The organism is Flavobacterium sp. LHD-85 (assembly GCF_030929595.1).
GTDB lineage: Bacteria > Bacteroidota > Bacteroidia > Flavobacteriales > Flavobacteriaceae > Flavobacterium.
On sequence record NZ_JAVFVR010000005.1, the window covers coordinates 283,260 to 306,709 of the forward strand.

General features: G+C 34.2%; 21 protein-coding genes and 1 tRNA gene. 5 read left to right on the forward strand and 17 right to left on the reverse strand.

Annotation, left to right across the window (positions count from 1 at the left end; translation table 11 throughout):
* Positions 1–109 precede the first annotated feature (109 nt).
* The 5 genes from RB618_RS11185 to RB618_RS11205 form a co-directional block, all read right to left on the reverse strand.
* On the reverse strand, positions 110–361 hold the full coding sequence (locus RB618_RS11185; RefSeq protein ID WP_308068794.1) for a GIY-YIG nuclease family protein: 252 nt from the start codon (positions 359–361) through the stop codon (positions 110–112).
* Positions 362–474: 113 nt separating this feature from the next.
* Positions 475–726: a GIY-YIG nuclease family protein gene (locus tag RB618_RS11190; protein WP_308068795.1), complete on the reverse strand. Its 252-nt coding sequence runs from the start codon at positions 724–726 to the stop codon at positions 475–477.
* A 114-nt stretch (positions 727–840) separates the two neighbouring features.
* Positions 841–1,092, reverse strand: a complete 252-nt coding sequence (locus RB618_RS11195) for a GIY-YIG nuclease family protein (RefSeq protein WP_111424514.1) — start codon at positions 1,090–1,092, stop codon at positions 841–843.
* 113 nt (positions 1,093–1,205) lie between these two features.
* Positions 1,206–1,457, reverse strand: a complete 252-nt coding sequence (locus RB618_RS11200) for a GIY-YIG nuclease family protein (protein ID WP_308068796.1) — start codon at positions 1,455–1,457, stop codon at positions 1,206–1,208.
* A gap of 47 nt (positions 1,458–1,504) precedes the next feature.
* Positions 1,505–1,579 (reverse strand) — tRNA-Pro (locus RB618_RS11205).
* A 177-nt stretch (positions 1,580–1,756) separates the two neighbouring features.
* Here RB618_RS11205 and trxB point away from each other — a divergent pair.
* Positions 1,757–2,704 carry a thioredoxin-disulfide reductase gene (gene trxB / locus RB618_RS11210; protein ID WP_308068797.1) on the forward strand — a complete coding sequence of 316 codons (948 nt, stop codon included), beginning with the start codon at positions 1,757–1,759 and terminating at the stop codon, positions 2,702–2,704.
* A 390-nt stretch (positions 2,705–3,094) separates the two neighbouring features.
* Here trxB and RB618_RS11215 read toward each other — a convergent pair whose 3' ends face one another.
* The 5 genes from RB618_RS11215 to RB618_RS11235 form a co-directional block, all read right to left on the reverse strand.
* Entirely contained in the window at positions 3,095–3,955 is an 861-nt protein-coding gene (locus tag RB618_RS11215; protein ID WP_308068798.1) for a GIN domain-containing protein, read from the reverse strand.
* An 83-nt stretch (positions 3,956–4,038) separates the two neighbouring features.
* Positions 4,039–4,773 carry a head GIN domain-containing protein gene (locus tag RB618_RS11220; RefSeq protein WP_308068799.1) on the reverse strand — a complete coding sequence of 245 codons (735 nt, stop codon included), beginning with the start codon at positions 4,771–4,773 and terminating at the stop codon, positions 4,039–4,041.
* Positions 4,774–4,776: 3 nt separating this feature from the next.
* Positions 4,777–6,519: a PspC domain-containing protein gene (locus tag RB618_RS11225; protein WP_308068800.1), complete on the reverse strand. Its 1,743-nt coding sequence runs from the start codon at positions 6,517–6,519 to the stop codon at positions 4,777–4,779.
* 3 nt (positions 6,520–6,522) lie between these two features.
* Entirely contained in the window at positions 6,523–6,855 is a 333-nt protein-coding gene (locus tag RB618_RS11230; protein ID WP_008464689.1) for a PadR family transcriptional regulator, read from the reverse strand.
* A gap of 127 nt (positions 6,856–6,982) precedes the next feature.
* The gene (locus RB618_RS11235) at positions 6,983–7,462 is read right to left on the reverse strand and encodes a DUF4870 domain-containing protein (protein ID WP_308068801.1); all 480 of its coding nucleotides are present in this window, start codon (positions 7,460–7,462) and stop codon (positions 6,983–6,985) included.
* Between the two features lie 230 nt (positions 7,463–7,692).
* Here RB618_RS11235 and RB618_RS11240 point away from each other — a divergent pair, with 230 nt between their 5' ends.
* Complete coding sequence (locus RB618_RS11240) at positions 7,693–8,145, forward strand: DUF4442 domain-containing protein (RefSeq protein WP_308068802.1); 453 nt, start codon at positions 7,693–7,695, stop codon at positions 8,143–8,145.
* 182 nt (positions 8,146–8,327) lie between these two features.
* Here the strand turns inward: RB618_RS11240 and RB618_RS11245 are convergent, their stop codons facing one another.
* The 7 genes from RB618_RS11245 to RB618_RS11275 form a co-directional block, all read right to left on the reverse strand.
* Complete coding sequence (locus RB618_RS11245; RefSeq protein WP_162615514.1) at positions 8,328–8,486, reverse strand: hypothetical protein; 159 nt, start codon at positions 8,484–8,486, stop codon at positions 8,328–8,330.
* A 136-nt stretch (positions 8,487–8,622) separates the two neighbouring features.
* Positions 8,623–10,866: a multicopper oxidase domain-containing protein gene (locus RB618_RS11250; RefSeq protein ID WP_308068803.1), complete on the reverse strand. Its 2,244-nt coding sequence runs from the start codon at positions 10,864–10,866 to the stop codon at positions 8,623–8,625.
* A 322-nt stretch (positions 10,867–11,188) separates the two neighbouring features.
* The gene (locus tag RB618_RS11255) at positions 11,189–13,729 is read right to left on the reverse strand and encodes a heavy metal translocating P-type ATPase (RefSeq protein WP_308068804.1); all 2,541 of its coding nucleotides are present in this window, start codon (positions 13,727–13,729) and stop codon (positions 11,189–11,191) included.
* Positions 13,730–14,070: 341 nt separating this feature from the next.
* Positions 14,071–14,631 carry an AraC family transcriptional regulator gene (locus tag RB618_RS11260; protein WP_308068805.1) on the reverse strand — a complete coding sequence of 187 codons (561 nt, stop codon included), beginning with the start codon at positions 14,629–14,631 and terminating at the stop codon, positions 14,071–14,073.
* A 2-nt stretch (positions 14,632–14,633) separates the two neighbouring features.
* Entirely contained in the window at positions 14,634–15,161 is a 528-nt protein-coding gene (locus RB618_RS11265) for a DUF3347 domain-containing protein (protein WP_308068806.1), read from the reverse strand.
* A 99-nt stretch (positions 15,162–15,260) separates the two neighbouring features.
* A complete protein-coding gene (locus tag RB618_RS11270; protein ID WP_308068807.1) occupies positions 15,261–15,593 on the reverse strand; it encodes a hypothetical protein in 333 nt (110 codons plus the stop codon).
* 92 nt (positions 15,594–15,685) lie between these two features.
* On the reverse strand, positions 15,686–16,519 hold the full coding sequence (locus RB618_RS11275; protein WP_308068808.1) for an AraC family transcriptional regulator: 834 nt from the start codon (positions 16,517–16,519) through the stop codon (positions 15,686–15,688).
* A gap of 102 nt (positions 16,520–16,621) precedes the next feature.
* Here RB618_RS11275 and RB618_RS11280 point away from each other — a divergent pair, with 102 nt between their 5' ends.
* The 3 genes from RB618_RS11280 to RB618_RS11290 all read left to right on the forward strand — a co-directional run bounded on the left by RB618_RS11280 (position 16,622) and on the right by RB618_RS11290 (position 23,443).
* Positions 16,622–17,788 carry an MFS transporter gene (locus tag RB618_RS11280; protein WP_308068809.1) on the forward strand — a complete coding sequence of 389 codons (1,167 nt, stop codon included), beginning with the start codon at positions 16,622–16,624 and terminating at the stop codon, positions 17,786–17,788.
* A 628-nt stretch (positions 17,789–18,416) separates the two neighbouring features.
* Positions 18,417–21,632 carry a TonB-dependent receptor gene (locus RB618_RS11285; RefSeq protein WP_308068810.1) on the forward strand — a complete coding sequence of 1,072 codons (3,216 nt, stop codon included), beginning with the start codon at positions 18,417–18,419 and terminating at the stop codon, positions 21,630–21,632.
* 20 nt (positions 21,633–21,652) lie between these two features.
* Positions 21,653–23,443, forward strand: a complete 1,791-nt coding sequence (locus RB618_RS11290; protein ID WP_308068811.1) for a RagB/SusD family nutrient uptake outer membrane protein — start codon at positions 21,653–21,655, stop codon at positions 23,441–23,443.
* Positions 23,444–23,450: the final 7 nt, after the last annotated feature.

Sequence of the window (23,450 nt, forward strand, 5' to 3'; positions counted from 1 at the left end):
TATTGCAAAAAAAAAGTCTTTTCATTTTTTGAAAAGACTTTTGTCGGGGTGGCAGGATTCGAACCTGCGGCCTTCCCGCTTTAAGGCGGGACGCGATAACCGTTCTACGCTACAGTTGATATTCAAAATTTATGTCTTGAAGATATCTTTTTGCACCACGTTTTTTTATTTTGTTTTCTAAAGTCACTGCTTCAGACCTTGAGTCTAATTGAATTGTATAAATGATTTTCCATGGAGCACCATTTTTTGTAGATAATGATTGTCCGTTATTATGTCTTCTAAGTCTGTCTTCGATATCATTTGTTTGACCGATGTAAAACTTTTCCTTGGTAGTGCTGTAAACAATATAAACGAAAAACATAAAATAGATTTTAAATAAAAAAGCCGAACATTTCTGTTCGGCTTTTGTCGGGGTGGCAGGATTCGAACCTGCGGCCTTCCCGCTTTAAGGCGGGACGCGATAACCGTTCTACGCTACAGTTGATATTCAAAATTTATGTCTTGAAGATATCTTTTTGCACCACGTTTTTTTATTTTGTTTTCTAAAGTCACTGCTTCAGACCTTGAGTCTAATTGAATTGTATAAATGATTTTCCATGGAGCACCATTTTTTGTGGATAGTGATTGGCCGCTATTGTGCCTTCTCAATCTGTCTTCGATATCATTTGTTTGACCGATATAGAATTTTTCCTTTGTAGCGCTGTAAAGAATATAAACGAAAAACATAAGGTTGGAATTAGAAAAGAAAAGCCGAACATTTCTGTTCGGCTTTTGTCGGGGTGGCAGGATTCGAACCTGCGGCCTTCCCGCTTTAAGGCGGGACGCGATAGCCGTTCTACGCTACAGTTGATATTCAAAATTTATGTCTTGAAGATATCTTTTTGCACCACGTTTTTTTATTTTGTTTTCTAAAGTCACTGCTTCAGATCTTGAGTCTAATTGAATTGTATAAATGATTTTCCATGGAGCACCATTTTTTGTAGATAATGATTGTCCGTTATTATGTCTTCTAAGTCTGTCTTCGATATCATTTGTTTGACCGATGTAAAACTTTTCCTTGGTAGTGCTGTAAAGAATATAAACGAAAAACATAAAATAGATTTTAAATAAAAAAGCCGAACATTTCTGTTCGGCTTTTGTCGGGGTGGCAGGATTCGAACCTGCGGCCTTCCCGCTTTAAGGCGGGACGCGATAGCCGTTCTACGCTACAGTTGATATTCAAAATTTATGTCTTGAAGATGTCTTTTTGCACCACGTTTTTTTATTTTGTTTTCTAAAGTCACTGCTTCAGACCTTGAGTCTAATTGAATTGTATAAATGATTTTCCATGGAGCACCATTTTTTGTAGATAATGATTGTCCGTTATTATGTCTTCTAAGTCTGTCTTCGATATCATTTGTTTGACCGATGTAAAACTTTTCCTTGGTAGTGCTGTAAAGAATATAAACGAAAAACATAAAATAGATTTTAAATAAAAAAGCCGAACATTTCTGTTCGGCTTTTGTCGGGGTGGCAGGATTCGAACCTGCGGCCTCCTGCTCCCAAAGCAGGCGCGATAACCGGGCTACGCTACACCCCGAAGATGTAATTTTTATTGTAGTGCCCGAAAGCGGATGCAAAGATATAAATAAATTTGATTTGTAAAAGGAAAAAATGAAAATAAATAAAACTTATTTTGATATAGCTATTTCAGATTTATTTTCGGCGATATTTTTTATAATAAAGTTTACATTTGCAACTCAAAAAAACTATTACTATGTCAAATACAATCGAAAAAATTAAATGCCTTATTATAGGTTCTGGCCCCGCAGGTTATACTGCAGCTATTTATGCGGCTAGAGCTAACATGAATCCAGTTCTATATCAAGGAATGCAACCTGGCGGTCAATTGACTACTACTAATGAGGTTGAAAACTTTCCAGGTTATGTAGATGGAGTTACAGGACCAGAAATGATGATTCAGTTACAGGAACAAGCAAAACGTTTTGGTGCAGATATTCGTGATGGATGGGCTACAAAAGTTGATTTTTCTGGAGATATTCATAAAGTTTGGATTAATGATACAATCGAATTGCACTGTGAAACTGTAATTATTTCTACAGGTGCTTCGGCTAAATACTTAGGATTGCCATCAGAACAACACTATTTAAATATGGGTGGTGGAGTTTCTGCATGTGCGGTTTGCGACGGATTCTTCTACAGAAACCAAGATGTTGTAATTGTTGGTGCTGGAGATTCTGCTTGTGAAGAAGCACATTACTTGTCTAAACTTTGCAAGAAAGTAACGATGTTAGTTAGAAGCGATAAATTCAGAGCTTCTAAAATTATGGAAGAGCGTGTTCGTAAAACTGAGAATATCGAGATTTTAATGCATCACGACACAGTTGAAGTTTTAGGAGACAACAATGTAGTTCATGCCATTAAAGCTTTAAACAAAACAACTGGCGAAACAATCGAAATTCCTGCAACTGGTTTCTTCGTAGCAATTGGACACAAACCAAACACAGATATTTTTAAAGATTATATTTCTCTTGACGAAACAGGATATATTATAAATACTCCTGGTACATCTAAAACAAATGTTGACGGTGTATTTGTAGCAGGAGATGCTGCAGATCATGTATACCGTCAGGCAATTACTGCTGCTGGAACAGGATGTATGGCGGCATTGGATGCTGAAAGATATTTGGCTTCAAAGGAATAAGTTAAAAGGTTCGGGTTTCAAGTTGTAGGAACGCTGAAATCTTTGTGAGTTGTCCTCAAAAAGGTTGACTCGATTTGTAATATAAAATTAATTAAACCGGAACAGAATTATTTTTGTTGCGGTTTAATTTTTTTAAGATGTTATTCATTCCGTAGGAATGTCTGCTTGGTAGATTTTTTAATTAGATTCACAGGTATACGTTCCTTAGGAACGTTTGATTATGTTTACAGCATCATTCATTCCGTAAAAAAGGTGTCCCTACAGGACACTATGTAAATACATAATTATTTTTTCTACCGACCAGATATTCCTAACGGAATAAAAAATCCCAGTCTAAAATTTTAGACTGGGATTTTCTTTTTTGTTATATTATTTTTAAACTTTAAAAGCTTACAATGTCGTTGCTTTTGCTTTTGTTGCGCCTGGTTTTTTTATCAATTTAGCCTCTTCGCTAAAGCGTGTAAGTTCTATTTTTGGATCACCATATAATGAAATTTCAGACTTGTCACCAGCAGCTATTGCAATAGTGGTATCTGCTAAAATTGTAGCAACGGCAGAACCTTCAGCTGTTACGTTTGCGTCTTTCAAAGTGAATTTTGTTCCTGTGAAAATAGAATTATTATCTAATCTAATTGTAGCTTTTTCTGCAATACCTTCAATTGCAGCGGTCGCTTTCTGATACAAATCACATTTGAATTTTACAGCAGAAACTAATGTTTTAACTGCGGCATTTTTGCTCAATTGTAAATTTCCGTCTTCGGCCTTTAAGTTTAATTCTGTTCTAGATTTATCATCTGCAATTAAAGTGAATTTTTTTGAATTCACATTCAAGTACAATTTAGAAAAATCAAGACAATTCATTGTAATGTCATCCAATTGCAATTCTTGAATAGCATAAACTATCGCTTCGTTTTTAGTGATTACTTTATTTAACGATTTTGTATAAGTAACCTTGACAGAAAGTTTCTTGAAAATTGTAGATTCTTTATTAGTATATAATCGAAGTGTTTTTTCTCTTAAATCCATTCCTACAATATCGTGCAGGTTATCATCGGCTTCAATTTTAATTTCGTTTTTCTCTCCTTGTTCTAGATAAACTTCTAGGTTATCATCGACTTCAAGGGCATCAAAACTTCCAACTTCTTTTATTGAGGTAGTTACAATTTTAGAGCCTTTAATTTTTTCTCTTTTTTGAGCGAAAGTCAGAGTCGTAACAAATAATAATAAGAGTAGGGCGGTACTTTTTTTCATTAATTCTAGATTTGATTTTGACAAATATAAAAAAATCATCCACTTTTGATGAATGATTTCGTTTATATTTAACAGTTGCTTTTTTAGCTTTTGCTTACGCTTCCTCCAGAACTTGAAGATTTTTCAACCGTTTTTGGATTGCCGCTGTAGTTAATATTTCCTCCGCTAGAAGCGTCTGCTTTTAAGCTTAAGATCGGCTGTACCGAAACTGTTCCTCCACTAGATGCATCTGCATGAACATCATTTGCTATTAATTTTTCAGCATCAATACTTCCTCCACTTGATACCGAAGTCGTAAGGCTTAAAGCTTTGCCTTCGATATCTATAGAACTTCCGCTTCCAGCATCTATAGCGATTCTATCAGATTCAATATTCATATCCATCGATGCTGCGCTCGAAGCTTCCAAAGTAACATCTTCACCTTGAACAAGCCCGTCAGTTTCAACACTTGAAGCGCTTGAAGCTTCTATTTTATGAACAACAGGCATTTTAACTGTTACCTTTTTTGATGTAATGTTACGGAAAGAGCTGTATTTGCATTCAATAATAAGAGTTCCGTTTTCTACTTTAGTAACAATTTCTTTTTGAAGATTGTCATCAGCCTCAACTGTAATTTCTGTAGCATCAGATTGTACAACAACCACATCTATGGCGTTGCTTACAGAGATATTTTTAAACTCTCCTTGAACAGTTCTTTTTTCTGTTGTAACATTTCCGCTTCCTTCAATTGCATTCATGTTAAAATTACATGAAGCAAACAATAAAGCTGTAACAGTTGCAATTATAAATTTCGTAATATGTATGATTATTTTTATCATGGTTTAGTTAGTTTTGATTACCACTCCGTTTTTATCAATAGTTAATTTTCCTTTTTTTCCGTTTAAAACTTCTTTTCCGTTAATTTTAACCGAAACCTCTTTTATAGTGTCAGTATCATCAATGGCATCATTAACTTCTTCGTTTATATTCTCGTAGTCAATTTCATCGCTGTCATTGTCCTCATCAGCAGGGCAGTTTAGACATTTTACTTTAGATCCTACAACTTTGTAATTGTAATCTCCGTTGTAATTCAGTTCCAAGAAATTGTCGTCTGAGTTATAGTAATCTCTTACAGAAGAATCAGGTTTAACTAATTGCCCTTCTGGTAAGTAAAGATAAATGTCAACTTCTTGTCCTCTGAATTTGTTTTTTACATCTGTCAGAAAATAGTTATCCAAAAGTAAATGATTTCCGTTAATTTGAAACTTATAATTAATTTTTTCTGCTCTTTTTTTAGCATTTGTAAATGAATTTCCTCTTGCACTTTTTTCGATCTGAATAAACGGAGCCGATTCGTCTGTATGTAATACGTGTAAACGTACATCATTAGAATAAATCAATTCGTTGTTTGCAGAATCTTGTACAAATTCGAATTCTCTATAGTGGTTCAAGCTTTTTGTATAATAATCATTGTACTTGAACTTGATGTATAAAGTATCGACAGGTTTAATTGCCAGAACTTTTTTCTCTACTATTTTATTATCGTATGAAATTTCAGTTGCCTGTTTGATTCCAATACTAGTAAGAATTGCAATAGAAATAATCCAAAGAGCCAAAAGCGTATATTTTGTAATGTTTCCAATTGATTTTAAGTTTGGAGATAACAGTTTAAATCCTAAAAGAGTTAAGAAGAAAAACGGAATTCCAACAGCAAAGAACATCAATAAACCAAATGACCAGATAGGATAATCAGTAAAGTTTCCGGCTTCTATAAAGTTTTGCCATGGAAAATCAATAAAGATATTTGTTCCCAAAGTAAAAACTCCAATTAATAATCCGATTAAAACACTAATCCCTGATATGATTAGAATTACTCCTAAAAATTTAGCAAAGATTTTAAAAACCGTCATGACAAAGTCTCCAAATGAACTACTTATTCTCCCAGCTCCCGACTTTACCTGGTTTCCCATTTTGTCATAATCTGCATTTTTGAATTTTTCAGAAAGTGAATCAATTTCTTCGCGAACTTTTTTTTCGATGTTCGAAATAGTTACTGGTTCTCCTGTCATTTCCAATTTTTCAGAAGTTGTAACTGCTTCAGGAGTTACAATCCAAAGAACGAAGTAAGCTAAAATTCCAGTTCCAAAACCTGCAAAAACGAAGATTAAGAATATGATTTTAATCCAAACAGCGTCAATTCCAAAGTAATGTCCTAAACCTGTAGCCACACCTCCAATCATACCTTTTTCTTTATCGCGGTATAATTTTTTGTGTTTTCTTGCACCGTAATTATTGTAAGATTGGTTTGTGTTTTCCTCGTCTTCAATTCGGTAGTCTTCTGGCTGTCCCATTACCGCAATCACTTCGTCAACATCTTTCAGTCCAACAACATGTTTTTCGCTTTTTTGTTTTTCTGTCAGTAATTCAGAAACACGCATTTCGATATCTTTAATGATTTCATCTTGTCCAGATGAGTTGTTAAGTGATCGTTTTATAGCGTCAAAGTAGCGTGTCAATTTTAAGTATGCATCTTCATCGATGTGAAAAAACATCCCGCCTAAGTTAATATTTACTGTTTTGTTCATGACTTATTGATTTTGATTGGTGATTAGATTTACGGCGTCGGATAACTCTGTCCAAGTACCGCTAAGTTCGTTTAAAAAAGTTTGTCCTATTTCGGTTAATCCATAATATTTTCGCGGTGGCCCAGAGGTCGATTCTTCCCAGCGATAATTAAGTAAACCATCATTTTTTAATCTAGTTAACAACGGGTAAACGGTTCCTTCTACAACTAGTAATTTTGCGTTTTTTAAAGTGTCTAATATTTCAGATGTATATGCGTCTTTTTCTTTTAGAACTGATAAGATGCAAAACTCAAGAACACCTTTGCGCATCTGTGCTTTTGTGTTTTCAATGTTCATAATTTCATTTTGTTTTTTTTTGATTGAACAATTCGTTTTTTGATTGATGATGATTTGATTGATGATTGATTTCGAAACTTATATGATTTGATTGATGTTTCGACTATAACTTTTAATTTTTTTAGTGTCACTTTATAAAAGGAATCGTAATTGGATATTTGTATAATTCTCCATTTGAGGCTTTTATCGAAGCGTAGATTACCAAAAAGAATTCAACAAATTTTAATAATCCGAAAAGTATAACAGCTGTTATGGCTACACTTAAAGTTCCAATGTGCCCTTCGAAGTTGAAATTTCTAATTACAAGATTCTCATTGTACATAAATGCTTCGATTGGAATATTTTGTAAAACTACTGTTATAAAAATTGGTATCGCAATAAGCGCTAAAATCAAAGAATAAAGCAAAATGCTTAATTGAAAGTTCAAAGCCTGTTTTCCGTGATGATCTGCAAATTCAGATTTGTCTTTATAGTTGGTCCAAATGATTACCGGAAAAATATAGTTTCCAAACGGAATTATATATTGGCTTAATGTACTCAAATGAGTAAATGCTGCCGTATTCTTTTCTGATGTTTTTTCCATGATGAGTGGTGTTGTTGTTTCCATGATTAAAAGTATATAGTAATTTCTTATGCAAATATATGTCTAAAAGACAGTATCTTGTTTTGCATAGTACTAATTATTAACAAAAATTTAACAAATATTCAAGTAGGAAATTCTGTTTAAATTGCTGAAAATCATTCGGAAGTACCATATTTATTGAGGTTATTTTGATAGTTTAATAATTTATTGTGCGTGCATAGTTTTTTTGTATTTTTACATAAAAAATTTATTCTATGGCACTTTCGGTATCAAAACTTAATAAATTCGTCTTATTCAAATTGCCTTCAGCATACTTTTGCGGAGTGCGTGTAAAAGATATAAACGATAGCAGCTGTACAGTTACAGTAAAACACAGATGGATCAATCAGAATCCGTTTAACTCGATGTATTTTGCAGTTCAGGCAATGGCTGCTGAGTTGACAACTGGAGCTTTGGTGATTTCTCAAATTCAGCAAAGCGGTAAAAAGATTTCTATGTTAGTAGCCAACAACAAAGGTAACTTCACAAAAAAAGCTACGGGACGAATTGCATTTGTCTGCAAAGACGGACATTTAATTGCTGATGCCATCAAAAAAACAATAGAAACTGGAGAAGGACAGACGTTTTGGATGAAATCTATTGGAACAAACGAAGAAGGGGTTCAAGTTTCAGAAATGGATTTTGAGTGGAGTATTCGAGTTAAATAGTTTTGAATCTTTTTGCCACGAATTTCCCAAATTTTCGCAAATTTTTAAGTTGGAAAACTAAATGAGTTATTTAATTTACACAAATTAATTCGCGTTAATTCGCGGAATTAGTGGCAAAGAAATAAATATAAAAAAGGCCTCAAATATTTTTTGAGGCCTTTATCTTGAAATTAGCATTTCAATTATTTTTTAACACAGCAAGATTTTGTGTCTTTTTTGTCTGTTGTTTTTTTACAGCACGATTCTTTTTTGGTTTTGTCTTTTGTTGTTGGTTTTGTGTCCTGAGCCATTACGCCAATAGAAAAGAAAGCAACTGTTACTACGGTGATTACTTTTGTCATTTTGTTTAAATGTTTTTTGTGTTAGAGATTATAATTGGTGAATCAAATATAATTCGAATTCTTATAGCTTATTCTTACAAATTGTTAATGTTTTTGTAAAATCTGTTAATGAGTTGTAAAGTCTCCACTATTGTATTTAATAGTTAAGATTAACCCCAAACCCAATTCCCATATCGCTATCATAATGTGTTGTGATTCCGAAGTTACGACCAACGATATATTTCAATCCGGCCATGTATTCTTTATCAGTATTCCACATTAAATTCATTCTAAGTCTTTGCGAAAGCGGAATATCTTTTCGTTCAAATTGTACTCTTACATTTCCGTCAGTATAAACCTCAACTTGTGCTTTTATGAGCATTGGTAAAGTATATTCGACACCGGCACTAAAAACCGAACGATTGTCTTTGGTGTTTTTTTGACCAAAAAGATTCTGTTCCTGTTCGTCCATTCCCATTTTTCGGTATCGCCAGTCAAAACCAATAAAAGGCATTATCAACTGATTTTTTCCAAAATAACGGCCAATATGAGTTTCGGTTTCATAACCATGTTTATCGTTATAACCCAATCTCCATTCGGTTCCAATGCTCCAACGCGTATTACTGAACATCGCTTCACCATCATTTCCATTTGTGGCAAAATCATTTTCTGCCATAAAATGAAACATTCTGTCATCCATTTTCAACATTTTGAAAGCCATTTCCGGATGATGAATCAACGGATTTGGAGCAGAGTTTTCATAAGTAAAAATCCTTCCCATTCCGGCCATCATGTGGTATAAAATATGACAATGAAAAAACCAGTCGCCATCTGCGTTGGCTTGAAACTCGATCGTATCGGTTTCCATTGGCATAATATCAATCACATTTTTTAGTGGAGAATAATCTCCATGTTCGTTCAGAATTCTAAAATCATGTCCGTGCAAATGCATTGGGTGACGCATCATCGAACCGTTGTATAAAACAATACGAACATTTTCTCCTTTTTTAATTAAGATTTTATCGGTTTCAGAAACCACTTTATTATCCAAACTCCAAACATAACGATTCATATTTCCAGAAAGCGTAAAACGTAATTCTTTTACAGGTGCATCTTTTGGAAGATTAGTTTTAAAAGGAGATTTCAGCATTCCGTAATTCAAAGTTACAATTTCTGAAGTTTCAGTACTGTCGCTTTCCATTTTCATGTCTTCCATGTTATGATTTGAATGATCCATTTTTGGTTTTGAATTTTCACCTTCACCAGAAATTTCAGGATACATTATGGCATTCATGTCCATTTTGTTCAAAGTCATATTCATGCCCATGTCGTTCATTTCGCCGTTCATTTTCATCATATCATTCATCATTTTCATCCCTTCAAAATATTTTAATTTTGAAAGATGATGAACAGGCTGTTTTTCTCCACTTCCTAAAAATAGAGATGCAGATCCCGTTCTATCTTCGGCTGTAGCCAAAAAAGCAAAAGATTTATTATTTTCTGGAACGGTAACGACAACGTCATAAGTTTCAGAAACCGCAATAATCAAACGATCCACTTCTACAGGATCAACATCATTTCCGTCGCTGGCTACAACTGTAATTTTTCCTCCACCGTAAGTTAGCCAGAAATAGCTGGAAGCACCACCATTGGCAATTCGCAATCGAACTTTTGAGCCTGGCTTAAGATTTGAAAACTGCTGTTCGTTTTTTCCGTTGATTAAAAACTTTTCATAGTAAACATCGCTCACATCCATTGCATTCATTCGTTTCCATTCGTTGGTCACTTTGGTCGAAAAATGTCCTTGTTTTATGGCTTCTGCATAACTTTGTGTTGTTCCTTTTTTGATAGCAAACCAATCGTTGGCATTGTGAAGCATTCGCTGAATATTCTCGGGTTTCAAGTCTGACCATTCACTTAAAATAACTGGAATTGTTGGCAAATCGTCAATTCCCTTACGAATAGTTGGATCATCTTTTTTCTTATTGATGATAAAAAGTCCATATAAACCAATTTGTTCCTGAAGACCAGAATGGCTGTGATACCAATACGTTCCGTTCTGAATAATTGGAAAAGTATATTTGTGAGTTGTTCCAGGTTCAATTGGCATTTGCGTCAGATATGGAACTCCGTCTTCTTTATTTGGCAGAAATAATCCGTGCCAGTGCATCGAAGTGCTTTCTTTTTTTAATTCGTTATGCACATAAATTTCTGCAATATCGCCTTCGGTAAAAGTCAAAGTTGGCATCGGAATTTGTCCGTTCACAGCAATCGCCCGTTTTTCTTTACCTGAAAAATTGACAATCGTATCGCGAACATGTAAATCGTAACGCACAACTTTCTGAGCCTTTAGCTGAAAAGCAATTAAAAAAAGGATTAGTATATATTTAATCTTAATCATTAGTTTATAATTTTAAATCAATTGAGAACAATTTAATTTTGTTAAGCTCCGGCGGAGCTAAATATTTATAGAAATTCAATTCCGTTGATATAAAAGAGCTCCAGCGGAGCGAAATATACGATCAATGAAAAAAAGTTGTCGCTCCGCTGGAGCTTTTACGATCGAGACTAATACTATGTCTATAAATATTTCGCTTCTCCGAAGCGTATTTTTTGTCTAATTTTTTTCGCACAGCATCATTTAAATTAGTGAAACGCCATTAACCACATTCCGTATAGTTATTGGGAATGTTTCTATGTGTTTAAAATAATTTCACTCCAACTTACAATTTTAAATTTCTCAATCGCAACGCATTTACGATTACGGATACAGAACTTAAACTCATTGCTACAGCAGCCAACATCGGCGAAAGCAATATTCCTAAAAACGGATATAAAATTCCTGCTGCAATTGGCACGCCTAAAGTGTTATATATAAAAGCAAAGAATAAATTCTGTTTAATATTTGACATTACAGCATGGCTGAGGTTTTTGGCTTTTACGATTCCATTTAAATCGCCTTTTACTAAAGTAATTTTAGCACTTTCAATTGCAACATCAGTTCCGGTTCCCATTGCAATTCCAATGTTGGATTGAGCTAGAGCAGGCGCATCATTGATTCCGTCTCCAGCCATGGCAACGATTTTTCCTTGTGCTTGAAGTCGTTGAATTTCTTTCAATTTATCTTCTGGAAGACAATCTGCCTTAAAAGAACTCAAATGCAAATGTTCGGCAACAGCTTTTGCCGTATTATGATTGTCACCTGTCATCATGATAACCTCAACCCCTTGAGCAATTAATTCTTTAATGGCTTTTGCGCTGTTTTCTTTGATGGCATCGGTAATGGCTACGAAGCCTAAAACGCTTTTTTCAATGGCGATGTACGAAATAGTTTTTCCTAAATTCTGTTCAGAAATTACTTTTTGTTCTAAATCATTAGAAACAGAAGCGCCAATTTCATCCATTAATTTTTTGTTTCCTAAAGCGACACTTATGTTTTCTATAGTTCCTAAAACACCTTTTCCTGCAATAGTTTCAAAACCTTGAACTTCTTTGAATGAACTATTTTTTGCTTTCGCGAAATTGACTACGGCTTGCGCCAAAGGATGTTCGCTATGCTGATTTAGAGAAGCAATGTTTTGAAGCAGAAAATCTTCGTCATTATTTATGGCATAGATTTTTTCTACAGATGGTTTTCCTTCGGTAATTGTTCCTGTTTTGTCGGTAATTAAAACATCAATTTTATTCATGTTTTCCAGCGCTTCGGCATTTTTGATCAGGATTCCGTTTTGGGCTCCTTTTCCAACACCAACCATAACCGACATCGGAGTCGCGAGTCCAAGGGCACAAGGGCAGGCAATAATTAAAACGGCAATCGCATTAATTAATCCGTAAACGTACGCAGGTTCTGGACCAAATTTTGCCCAGACAAAAAAGGTTACAATCGAAATGATAACAACTGTCGGTACAAAATATTTAGAAACGCGATCGGCTAATTTCTGAATAGGAGCACGAGATCTGCTGGCATCATTTACCATTTGGATAATCTGCGACAACATGGTTTCTGAACCAACTTTTTCAGCAATCATAACAAATGATTTTGTTCCGTTTATAGTTCCAGAAATTACGGCATCGCCTGTTTTTTTGTCTACCGGAATTGGTTCTCCCGTTATCATCGATTCATCGATACTGCTTTCACCAGTTGTTATTTTACCGTCAACTGGAATTTTTTCTCCTGGTTTTACACGAAGTAAATCTCCTTTTTTGATATTGTGGATTGAAATCACTTTATCAATTCCGTTTTCAACCAAAGTTGCTTCTGTTGGAGCTAATTTTAATAATTCTTTTATGGCTCCGTTGGTTTGTCCGTGCGCTTTGGCTTCTAATAATTGTCCCAATAAGACTAAAGTGATGATTACCGTTGCAGCTTCAAAATACAAATGAATCGTTCCATGATGCGATTTGAATTCGGATGGAAAAATATCAGGAAAAAACATTCCGACAATACTAAAAAGAAAAGCTACACTTGTTCCAATTCCGATTAAAGTAAACATGTTTAAATTCCAAGTCACGATTGATTTGTAAGCGCGAACGAAAAACATCCATCCTGCATAAAACAAAACGGGAATCGAAAATAAAAGCTGAACCCAATTCCACTTTTCAATAGACATTATATTGTAAAGCGGATTATTCGGAATCATTTCTGACATGGAAATAATGAAAATAGGAAGCGTGAATAAAATCGCAATTTTCATTTTTTTCAATAAATCAGTATAGGTTTTGTTTTCTTCGCTTTCAGAAGTCTGCATCGGAACCAAATCCATTCCGCAGATCGGACAATCGCCCGGTTCGTTTGAAACAATTTCAGGATGCATCGGACAAGTAAATTGTGTTGCAGTTACAGCAACTTGCGGTACTAAATCCATTCCGCAGACTGGGCAATCTCCAGGTTTGTTGTATGTTTTGTCACCTTCGCAATGCATTGGACAATAATAAATGCCATTTGCACTATGCTGATGCACTTTTTTAGTTTCTGTTTTATGATGATTGTGATCATGATGCTCTTTTTTGTGACTAGAGCAGCAAGATTTAACGGCAGTTTCTCCATGATTTTTAGGAGAATCCATTTCAATAGTATATTTTCCAGCTGCAGATAAAACTTCCTGAAACTTTTCAGTAGGAACATGTTTCTCCATTGTTATGGTAGCCGTTGGAGGATTTAAGGTTACTTCTGCCTGAACGCCTTCAACTTCATTTAAAGTTTTCTCTACTTTTTTGCGGCAGCCGTCACACGACATTCCTGAAATTATATATTGATGAGTCATTGTATTGGTTTTTAAGTATTACAATGCAAATTTCCGAAGTAAGTCTGAGTTAGGTTTGTAGAATTTTGGGAATGATTTGTAAGATTTACAAAGATTTTTGTTTCACGCAGATTTTGCGGATTAGGTCAGATTTTTTTTAAGATAATATTAATCTCGCAAAGGCGCAGAGGCGCGAAGTTTTATATTTAATAAGATAATTAAAAATACTCTCCCGCAGATTCAGCAGATTTGGCAGATAAATTAATTGTAAGTATTAAAATTTAAATCTGTTAAATCTGCTGAATCTGCGGGAGAGTAAAAAAAACTTTGCGCCTCTGCGACTTTGCGAGAAATTGACTTTTTTACAAATTCTCTATCTGAATACGCATTTTATCTTTTGATTGTTTGAAAGAAGTAGGAGTAAAGCCTGTAATTTTCTTGAATTGATTGCTTAAATGTGCTACATTACTGTAGTTGAGAATATCGGCAATTTCGCTTAAGGAAAGCTCATTGTAAATCAATAATTCTTTTACTTTCTCAATTTTCTGACTGATGAAATACTTTTCGATTGTGGTGTTTTCGATTTCAGAAAACAGATTGCTCAGCGAATTGTAATCTTGATTTAAGTTTTCTGCCAGATATTCTGATAGGTTGATTTTAAGATCATTGTTCTTATGATGAACCAAATCGACGATTAGGTTTTTTATTCTTTCGACGGTTTTTGTTTTTTTATCATCGATTAAATCAAAACCCAAAGCTTGCAGGTTTTCTAATAAAACTTCTTTTTGTGCATCATTGATTTCTTCTTGTAACTCAACCTCTCCTAATTCTACAGAAATAGGTTGAAGTCCGAGTTTTTCGAACTCAGACTTCACTACCATTTTGCATCTGCTGCACACCATATTTTTGATGTAGAGCTTCATATTTATTTGATCGTTTCTACCACGTTACCACAAGTCAGCATCGAAGAACCGTAGTACGGATTCTTAACTGCTTTTTCTTTGCTTAACCAATCAGCGTCTGCCATTGGGCAATATTGTTTGTAGATTGGTTCACTTGGGCTTGAAACTTTTATTAAATCGTAAGTGCTTTTAGATAGAGATTTAAAAGTCTCACGCTGTTTTTTAAGATCTGTTGTTGCTGAAATACTTTTGGCATCGGCAGTTAATTTTTTAACTACTTTCATCCAAACTGTATGTTCATTGCTTTTTAGTTTGTCCATTTTTACGGCAGTAATAGCAGTCAATAAAGTTGCAGCTTTCGCCGAAGTTAGTTTGCTATCACTTTTAATAAGTGCATCTTTTACAGAAAAATAAGCATCATAAACAGATTGTAATTGAGAATCTGCCATTTCAATTTCTGTTAAGTCAGAATTATTCGTTTTTGCCTGAATCGTATTTGCAGTTAATAATACTGTTACTGCCATTGCTAAAGCTATAATTGATTTTTTCATTGTATATAATATTTGGTAAAGGATTTTTAATTCCTTTAAAATTAATTAAAAAATTTGATTTTAAAAAGACCCAATATGGGCTATCACAAATACAAACAATTATATTTTCGGCTTCAGCCAGATAGAAGTAAATCCTGAAGAAATAGTAGAATTGCTATAGGAAGAAATTGTATTTTTTAACGAAAAATTGAAAACATCGTTTTGTAAATCAAAATCATTTAAAGTTAAAAGAAGGTTTAATGTTGAGGTATTACAGCCTGAGTGACGGCACTTTCCTTCGCAATTATGTTTTTCCTGTTTTGAAGTTTTCTTTTCACAGCATTTTTTAGAACAGCTGTTTTCTTCTTTGGTGGCAATTTCCTTTGAGTTTCCAGTATGGCATGCGTAAGTATAACTCGGGTTCAAAAAGAAACCAAGTGTTATAAAAAGCATTATTATGTGGATTTTCTTGCTCAAAGAAATTGTTTAGAAATGCAAATTTAGCTAAAAATGCTCGAGAAAATTATTTTTTAAGATTTCGATAACTAGAGTTTTTTGAAATCGGTGGGTTTCATGTTTTTACGTTTCTTGAAATAATTGGTCAAATGGCTTTCGTCGGTAAAACCAAATTCATAGGCAATTTGTTTAATAGGCAATTGATTGTTGTGAAATCTTTTTTCGATTAAAGTCAATCTTAAATTATGAATGTATTCACGATAACTGATGCTGAAAGTTCTTTTAAAATAAGCACTAAAATAGGTTTGAGCGATATTAAAATGTTCTGCAATTACTTTTACCTGAACCAATTTTGGCTGATAAATATTCTGATGGATGTAATTGGCTATTTGTTCATTATCCAGATGTTTTGATGTCATCTGTAAATTCATACATCGAATGGTTTCTTTGATCAACCCAAAAATGGAAAGTATCTGATAGAATACAATTGGGGAATTGGTAACATCAATGTACTTGCCATATGTTACAATGTTTTCAACTGTGTTTTTTAAAATCGTTTTGCAAGGTTCATCAAATTTTAAAACTGTTTCTTTTAAAATTTTATCACGCATGAAACTTTCAGGTGTGTGAATCAAGAATTCGTCGCAGGTTAAGTTTTGTTTCGAATTAAAATAATTATCAGTGAATTTTATAAAAATAAAACGAGTGCTTTTTTTAATATCGAAATAATGTTCGTCATCAGGTGAAATCACAAAAAGATCTCCTGCTTTATAATGAAGCAGATTATTATTTATATGATGAATACCGCTTCCTTTCTTTATATAAATGATTTCGTAATATGTATGAGTATGCGGAGGAAGATGAAATTTTTCTTCTTCAAACTCATCCAGAACAAGCGTTTTAAACTGATTTAATTTCGGCATAACTTAATTATACAATTTTATGTCACAAATATACAATTTTTAATTCGCTTAACGGTGTTAATTTTGCGTCGTAGAAATCTATTCCTTTCTACAATAATCAAAATGAAAAAAAGTCTCATTGCACTCTCTTTAGGAGGGTTAACTATTGGAATTACAGAATTTGTAATGATGGGATTACTCCCAGATATTGCTTCAGATATGAAAGTTTCGATTCCGGTTGCTGGATATTTAATTTCGGCTTATGCACTTGGAGTTGTTATTGGAGCACCTTTATTAGTAATCGCAGGAAGAAATTATGCGCCTAAAAAAATGCTATTAATTTTGGCTTTGATGCTGGCAGTATTTAACTCATTGTCTATTATTGCTCCCGATTATACTATTTTATTTGCATCCCGTTTTCTTTCTGGTTTGCCACACGGAGCATTCTTTGGAGTGGGAGCGGTAGTTGCAAGCCGTTTGGCAGATAAAGGAAAAGAAGCGCAGGCAATCTCAATTATGTTTGCCGGTTTGACGATTGCAAACTTAATAGGTGTACCGATCGGAACTTATATTGGTCATCATTTTATTTGGCGTTATACATTTGTATTGATCGCTATTGTTGGATTGCTAACCTTTCTGGCAATTTATTTATGGATGCCAAATCTTGAAAAAGGAGAAAGCGTAAACATGAAAACGCAGCTTCAGTTTTTTAAGAAAACAGAGGCCTGGTTAATTATCGGAATTACAGCAATTGGTTTTGGAGGTTTGTTTGCTTGGATCAGTTATATCGCGCCTCTTTTAATTAATGTATCAAAGTTTTCGCCAGAAGATGTTTCATCAATCTTGATTTTAGCAGGATTAGGAATGGTAGTGGGTAACTTCGTGGGAGGTAAATTGGCAGATCGTTTCTCGCCAGCTCCAACCACTTTAGCTTTATTGCTTGTTATGTCTACCGATTTGGTTTTGGTTTATTTCTTCTCGTTCAATCAATACATATCTTTATTTCTGACTTTCTTAACGGGGGCTATTTCATTCTCAGTGATTGCGCCAATCCAAATGTTGATGATTCGTACAGCAAAAGGAGCAGAGATGATTGCTTCGGCTTCTCTTCAAGGAAGTTTTAATATTGGAAATGCTTTAGGTGCTTTTCTTGGCGGATTGCCTTTGGCGGCAGGATTCAGCTATTCTTCTCCTAATCTTATCGGGGTAGTAATGTCGGTTATCGGAATGGTCATCACATTCGTATTGATGAGGTTACATCAAAAGCAATTGCAGTTGCAGCGCATTTAAGCACTCAGAATTTAATTTTTTTAAGCCCTTAACTTTTGTTTAAGGGCTTTTTTTATGCTTATAAGGATATGAACTTATGGTCAAAATTACTTTTTCTATTGTCTCGGGGGTCTTATTTATAGGTAAAATCGTTGTAAATTTTAGAATATAAAGGAAATCTCTTCATTTTTTTTAGCACTACTTTAACTTTTTAAGTGTAAAAACAACACCTAATAATTTCGTAATAGTTATTGATGTAATCGATTGTTTTTTTTATAAAAATCGAATCAAACGGACAATTAATAAAAATATATTTAATATTTTAAATCGGGATAAATTATATATGTAATAGAAAAAACCGATATAATTTTTAATATGTAATTTTTTTTATGAAATTTTTATGAAATTTTATTTTTCGTTTTAAAAAAATATCTATGTTTGTGTAATCGATTACAACTTTATTTTTAACCTTCGAAATCGATTAAGTTGTAAGATGGAAAACAGAGCAGGAATAAAGCTTTGGAGAGGAGGTAAATAAATTACTGTTAAATAAAAACCACAAATATTAACTATAAAATGAATTGAAAGTAACCACAAAAAACCACTTAAACCAAAAAGAAAAAACTTTTAATAACTTAAACAATCAACCATGAACTTTAAAGAACTATTAAACAAAGGAGCAAATTTTTGCTTTAAACTTGTTTTCTTACTGTGCTTATTGATCGGCAGTCAAGTACACGCACAGGGCACAACGATTGAGGGAACCGTGAAGGATGCTGCGGGACTTTCTCTTCCTGGGGTAAACGTCTTAGAAAAAGGAACTAAGAACGGAACTTCTACCGATTTTGACGGGCATTACAAAATAAAACTAACCAATCCAAAAGCGGTTTTAAGTTTTTCTTTCATCGGATTTAAAAGTATTGACATTTCTGCAGATGGAAAATCGAAAGTAAATGCAACGATGTCTGAAGATTCTAATAATTTAAATGAAGTTGTTGTAATTGGATATGGAACTTCTAAGAAATCTGATTTGACTGGTGCAGTTGCTACGTTTTCTGGAAGCGAGGCACGTAAAATTCCAGTTCCAAACGTAGCAGAAGCTTTAACGGGACGTGTTGCGGGGGTTCAAGTAACTTCTTCCGAAGGATCACCAGATTCAAATGTGCAAATTAGAATTCGAGGAAATGGTTCATTAACGCAAGATGCATCTCCATTGTATATTGTAGATGGATTTCCGGTAAACAATATTAATGATATTTCTTCTTCTGATATTGACACTATGACGATATTAAAAGATGCATCATCTACTGCAATCTATGGTTCTAGAGGAGCTTATGGAGTTGTTATTGTAACTACTAAAAAAGGTAAAGATGGTAAAATTGCTGTAAACTTTAATATGTTCTATGGAATGAAAAAAATGGCTAATACTATCGGTGTTGCATCTCCAGAAGACTATGTAAAATGGCAGTACGAATATGCGATGCTTAAAGATAATACTGATGTAAGCTCTTACGAAAAATATTTTGGAGCGTGGCAGGATTATGATATGTACAAAGGCATGAAAGGAAACAATTGGCAAAAGCAAGTTTTTGGACGTACCGGAGAAGTGCAGAGCCGTGACTTATCTATTCGTGGTGGAAGTGAAAAAATGAATTATAACTTCAATTATGCGCATTATGATGAAAAAGCAATTATGTTGGGATCGGATTTTAATAGAAACAATTTATCTCTTGCATTAAATAGCAAAGCTTCTGATAAAATTGATTTAAGTTTCACGATGCGTTATTCTGATACAGAAATTAATGGTGCAGGTATGAATGAACAAAACGAAGCTTCTTCAGCAGATTCTCGTTTAAAAAATGTTGTAGGATATGCCCCAATTCCAGTTCCAGGTTTGACAACAGATGATACAGATGAGGCAGTTTCTGATAATTTAACACATCCTTTTGTGGCTATTACAGACAACAACCGTCAGCAGTTTAGAAAAAATTTCAACATGTTAGGGAGTTTTTCATGGAAATTCACTCCAGATTTAGTTTTCAAGACAGAATTAGGTTTAGATAACTATAACTATCAAGATTATCGTTACTATGGACGTACAACTTATTACGTGAAAAACACTCCAGCAGCAGAAAGACAAGGAATGCCAGCGATGATAATGGGAGATAGAAAAGATACACGTTTTAGAAATGCAAACACGCTTAACTATGACATGAAAAAAATAGTTGGGGAGGACCATTCTTTAAAATTTCTTCTTGGTGAAGAGTCTATCGATTTTAAAAGAAACGATTTGACAAATACTATTCACGGATTTCCATTATCTTTTGATTTAGATGATGCGAAAAAATTAACCACACAAGGAACTCCAGTTTCAGTTGATAATTTCTACTATCCAGATGATAAATTACTTTCTTTCTTTGGACGTGTAAATTATGACTATAAAGATCGTTATTTATTTACAGCGACATATAGAGCGGATGGATCTAGTAAATTTTCTGAAGGTAATAAATGGGGATTCTTCCCTGCGGCAGCGGCAGCTTGGAAAATATCAGGGGAAGAGTTTATGAAAAATGCAACATGGATTAATTTGCTTAAACTAAGAGTAAGCTACGGTGAAGCGGGTAACAACAATATTCCAACAGGACAGATGGTTCAAAGCTTTGTTTCTACAAATTCTACTTGGATTAATGGCGTTAATAATTATTGGGCATCTTCTAAAATTATGGCTAACCCAGATTTGAAGTGGGAAACTACTGTAACACAAAATATAGGTTTAGATTTTGACTTGTTTAAAAATAAAGTAACAGGATCTGTGGAGTTTTATAAAAACATCACGAAAGATTTATTGATCAATTTCCCAATTTCGGGAGGAGGTTATGATTCTCAATACAGAAATATGGGTGAAGTTCAAAACAGTGGAGTTGAAGCTACTTTAAACCTTAACCTAATTGAAAAAGCTAAATACGGATTAAGCTTATCTTTCAATGCAGGATTTAACACTAATAGAATTAATTCACTTGGCGTGATGAACAATTTTGGATGGGCTTCGGGATGGGCTTCTACAGCCATCGGAAATGACTATTTAGTAAACGTAGGACAGCCAATTGGTATTATGTACGGATATAAAAGTGATGGGCGCTACGAAGTTTCAGACTTTGATTATAATGCAGGAGCATACACTTTAAAAGCAGAAGTGGCAGATGGGACTACAATTGTTGGACCAATGAAACCTGGCGCTATGAAATTAAAGGATATTGATGGTGACGGTAAAGTGAATGCTAATGATCTTACTGTTATCGGAAATGCTAATCCTAAAACTACAGGAGGTTTTGTTCTGAATGGAAATGCTTATGGTTTTGATCTTTCGGCAGCATTTAATTATAGTATTGGTAATGATATCTATAATGCTAATAAAGTTGAATTTGCTACTTCAGTTCCAAATGGACAATATAGAAATTTAAATTCTGAAATGGCAGATGGAACAAGATGGACAAATCTTGATCCTAATACTGGACAATTAGTAACAGATCCCGCAGCTTTAACAGCTTTAAATGCAAATACTACAATGTGGTCTCCTTATATGCCGCGTTATGTTTTCAGTGACTGGGCTGTTGAAGATGGGTCTTTCTTAAGGCTTAATACTTTAAGTTTAGGTTACACTACACCAGAAGCTTTAACCTCTGCATTAGGGGTTTCTAAATTGAGGTTTTACCTTACAGCTAGTAATGTTTTTGTTTGGACTAAATATTCAGGTCCAGATCCTGAAGTTTCAACAAGAAGAAACACGCCGCTTACACCAGGAGTTGATTATTCAGCTTATCCAAGAAGCAGACAGTTGATATTTGGTTTAAACCTTAATTTCTAATTCAGTAAAATTTTCACAAGATGAAACATAAAATATTAATTGCAGGAATTGCACTGGTAAGCCTTTTTACTTCCTGCTCAGAAGATTACTTAGATGCTCCAGCAAAATCAACATTAGACGAATCAGTTATTTTTTCTAGTCCAGGATTAGCTGAAGGAGCAATTGACGGGATTAAAATTCCGTTTGCAGAAACTAACTCTTATAGAGGCCGTTTTCTTCCTTTTTACGGATTAAATACAGATACAGAATGGTATAATTCTTCACAAACAGTTAGTGATGCATCAGATTTATGCACTTATGATGCCAAAACTAACAACTCTCAGATGAATACGACAAACAATGCTTGGGCAATGATGTATTCTGGTATTGAGCGTGCAAATATTGCCATCAGAGGTTTGCGTACTTATGGTAATCCAACACCTGGTTCACAGTTAGGATATTTGCTTGGAGAGGCTTTAACGTTAAGAGCTATTTATTATGCCGACTTGATTAAAGCTTGGGGAGATGTTCCTGCTAGATTTGAACCAGTAAACAATGCAACACTTTATGTTGAGAAAAGCAGTAGAGATATTATCTACAAACAACTTCTTGCTGATTTAGCAGAGGCATCTACATTAGTTCCTTGGCCAGGTGAAAGCACAGCAACAAGTACCGTAGAAAGAATTAATAAGGCATTTGTAAAAGGATTTCGTGCTCGTTTAGCAATGGCAGCCAGCGGTTATCAACAATATCCTGATGGTATTAGAAGAAGCACAGATCCTGAATTGTCTGTAGGAAATATGTATGCATTAGCTTTAGCAGAATCTCGTTCTGTTATTGCAAGTGGAAAGGCGCATCTAGAATCTTCATTTGAAACTTTTTGGAAAAACTATAACCAAGAAAAAATTAATGCAGGAGGTGAGTCTCTTTGGGAACTTCCATTTGCAGATGGTAGAGGTCGTATGTTATTTACATTCGCAGTACGTCATACAACAGAAGACCAGTTTCATAGTAATGGTCCAAATCGTGGTGGAACTGCTGGTCCTCTTCCTACAGTATTTTACGATTACGATCAAGCAGATACAAGAAGAGATGTAACTTGTGTCCCTTATAAATATGGTACAGCAGTAAATAATATTGCAAAACAAGAATTAGGAGCCTTAAATACATGGTATTTTGGAAAATACCGTTACGAATGGATGACGCGTTTTGTTACTTCGGATAATGATGATGGTGTAAATAAAATTTATATGCGATACGCAGAAGTTCTTTTGATTGCAGCAGAAGCAGCTAATGAATTAGAAGGGCCAGCAGCAGCTGCACCTTATCTAAAAGAAATTAGAAGAAGAGCATTCCCAACTGCAGTACAAACAGAAAAAGTAGAAAACTATGTAAATGGGCTGACTTCTAAAGAAGCGATGTTTAATGCTCTTGTTAACGAGAATAAATATGAGTTTACAGGTGAAATGGAACGTAAACAAGCTCTTATTCGTTGGAATTTATTGAAGGTAAAATTAGATGAAGCCAAAGTAAAAATGAGACAGCTTGCTGATCGCACAGGTGATTATTCAGATGTTCCTGCAACATTATATTATAAATACCAAGCAGATAATGTAAGTTTAAATATTTACGGACTTAATCGTGGGGAAACGACTAATCCAGGTGCAGACTGGACACAATTTGCATGGACATGGACAGGTGCTGCAACCGAAACTAAGATCAGTACTTTATATAAACCTGGAGTTAATCCAGACAATAGACAATTCTGGCCAATCTGGCAAGTATTCCTTGATGGAAGTAACGGAAAATTGACTAATGATTATGGGTATTAATAACTTG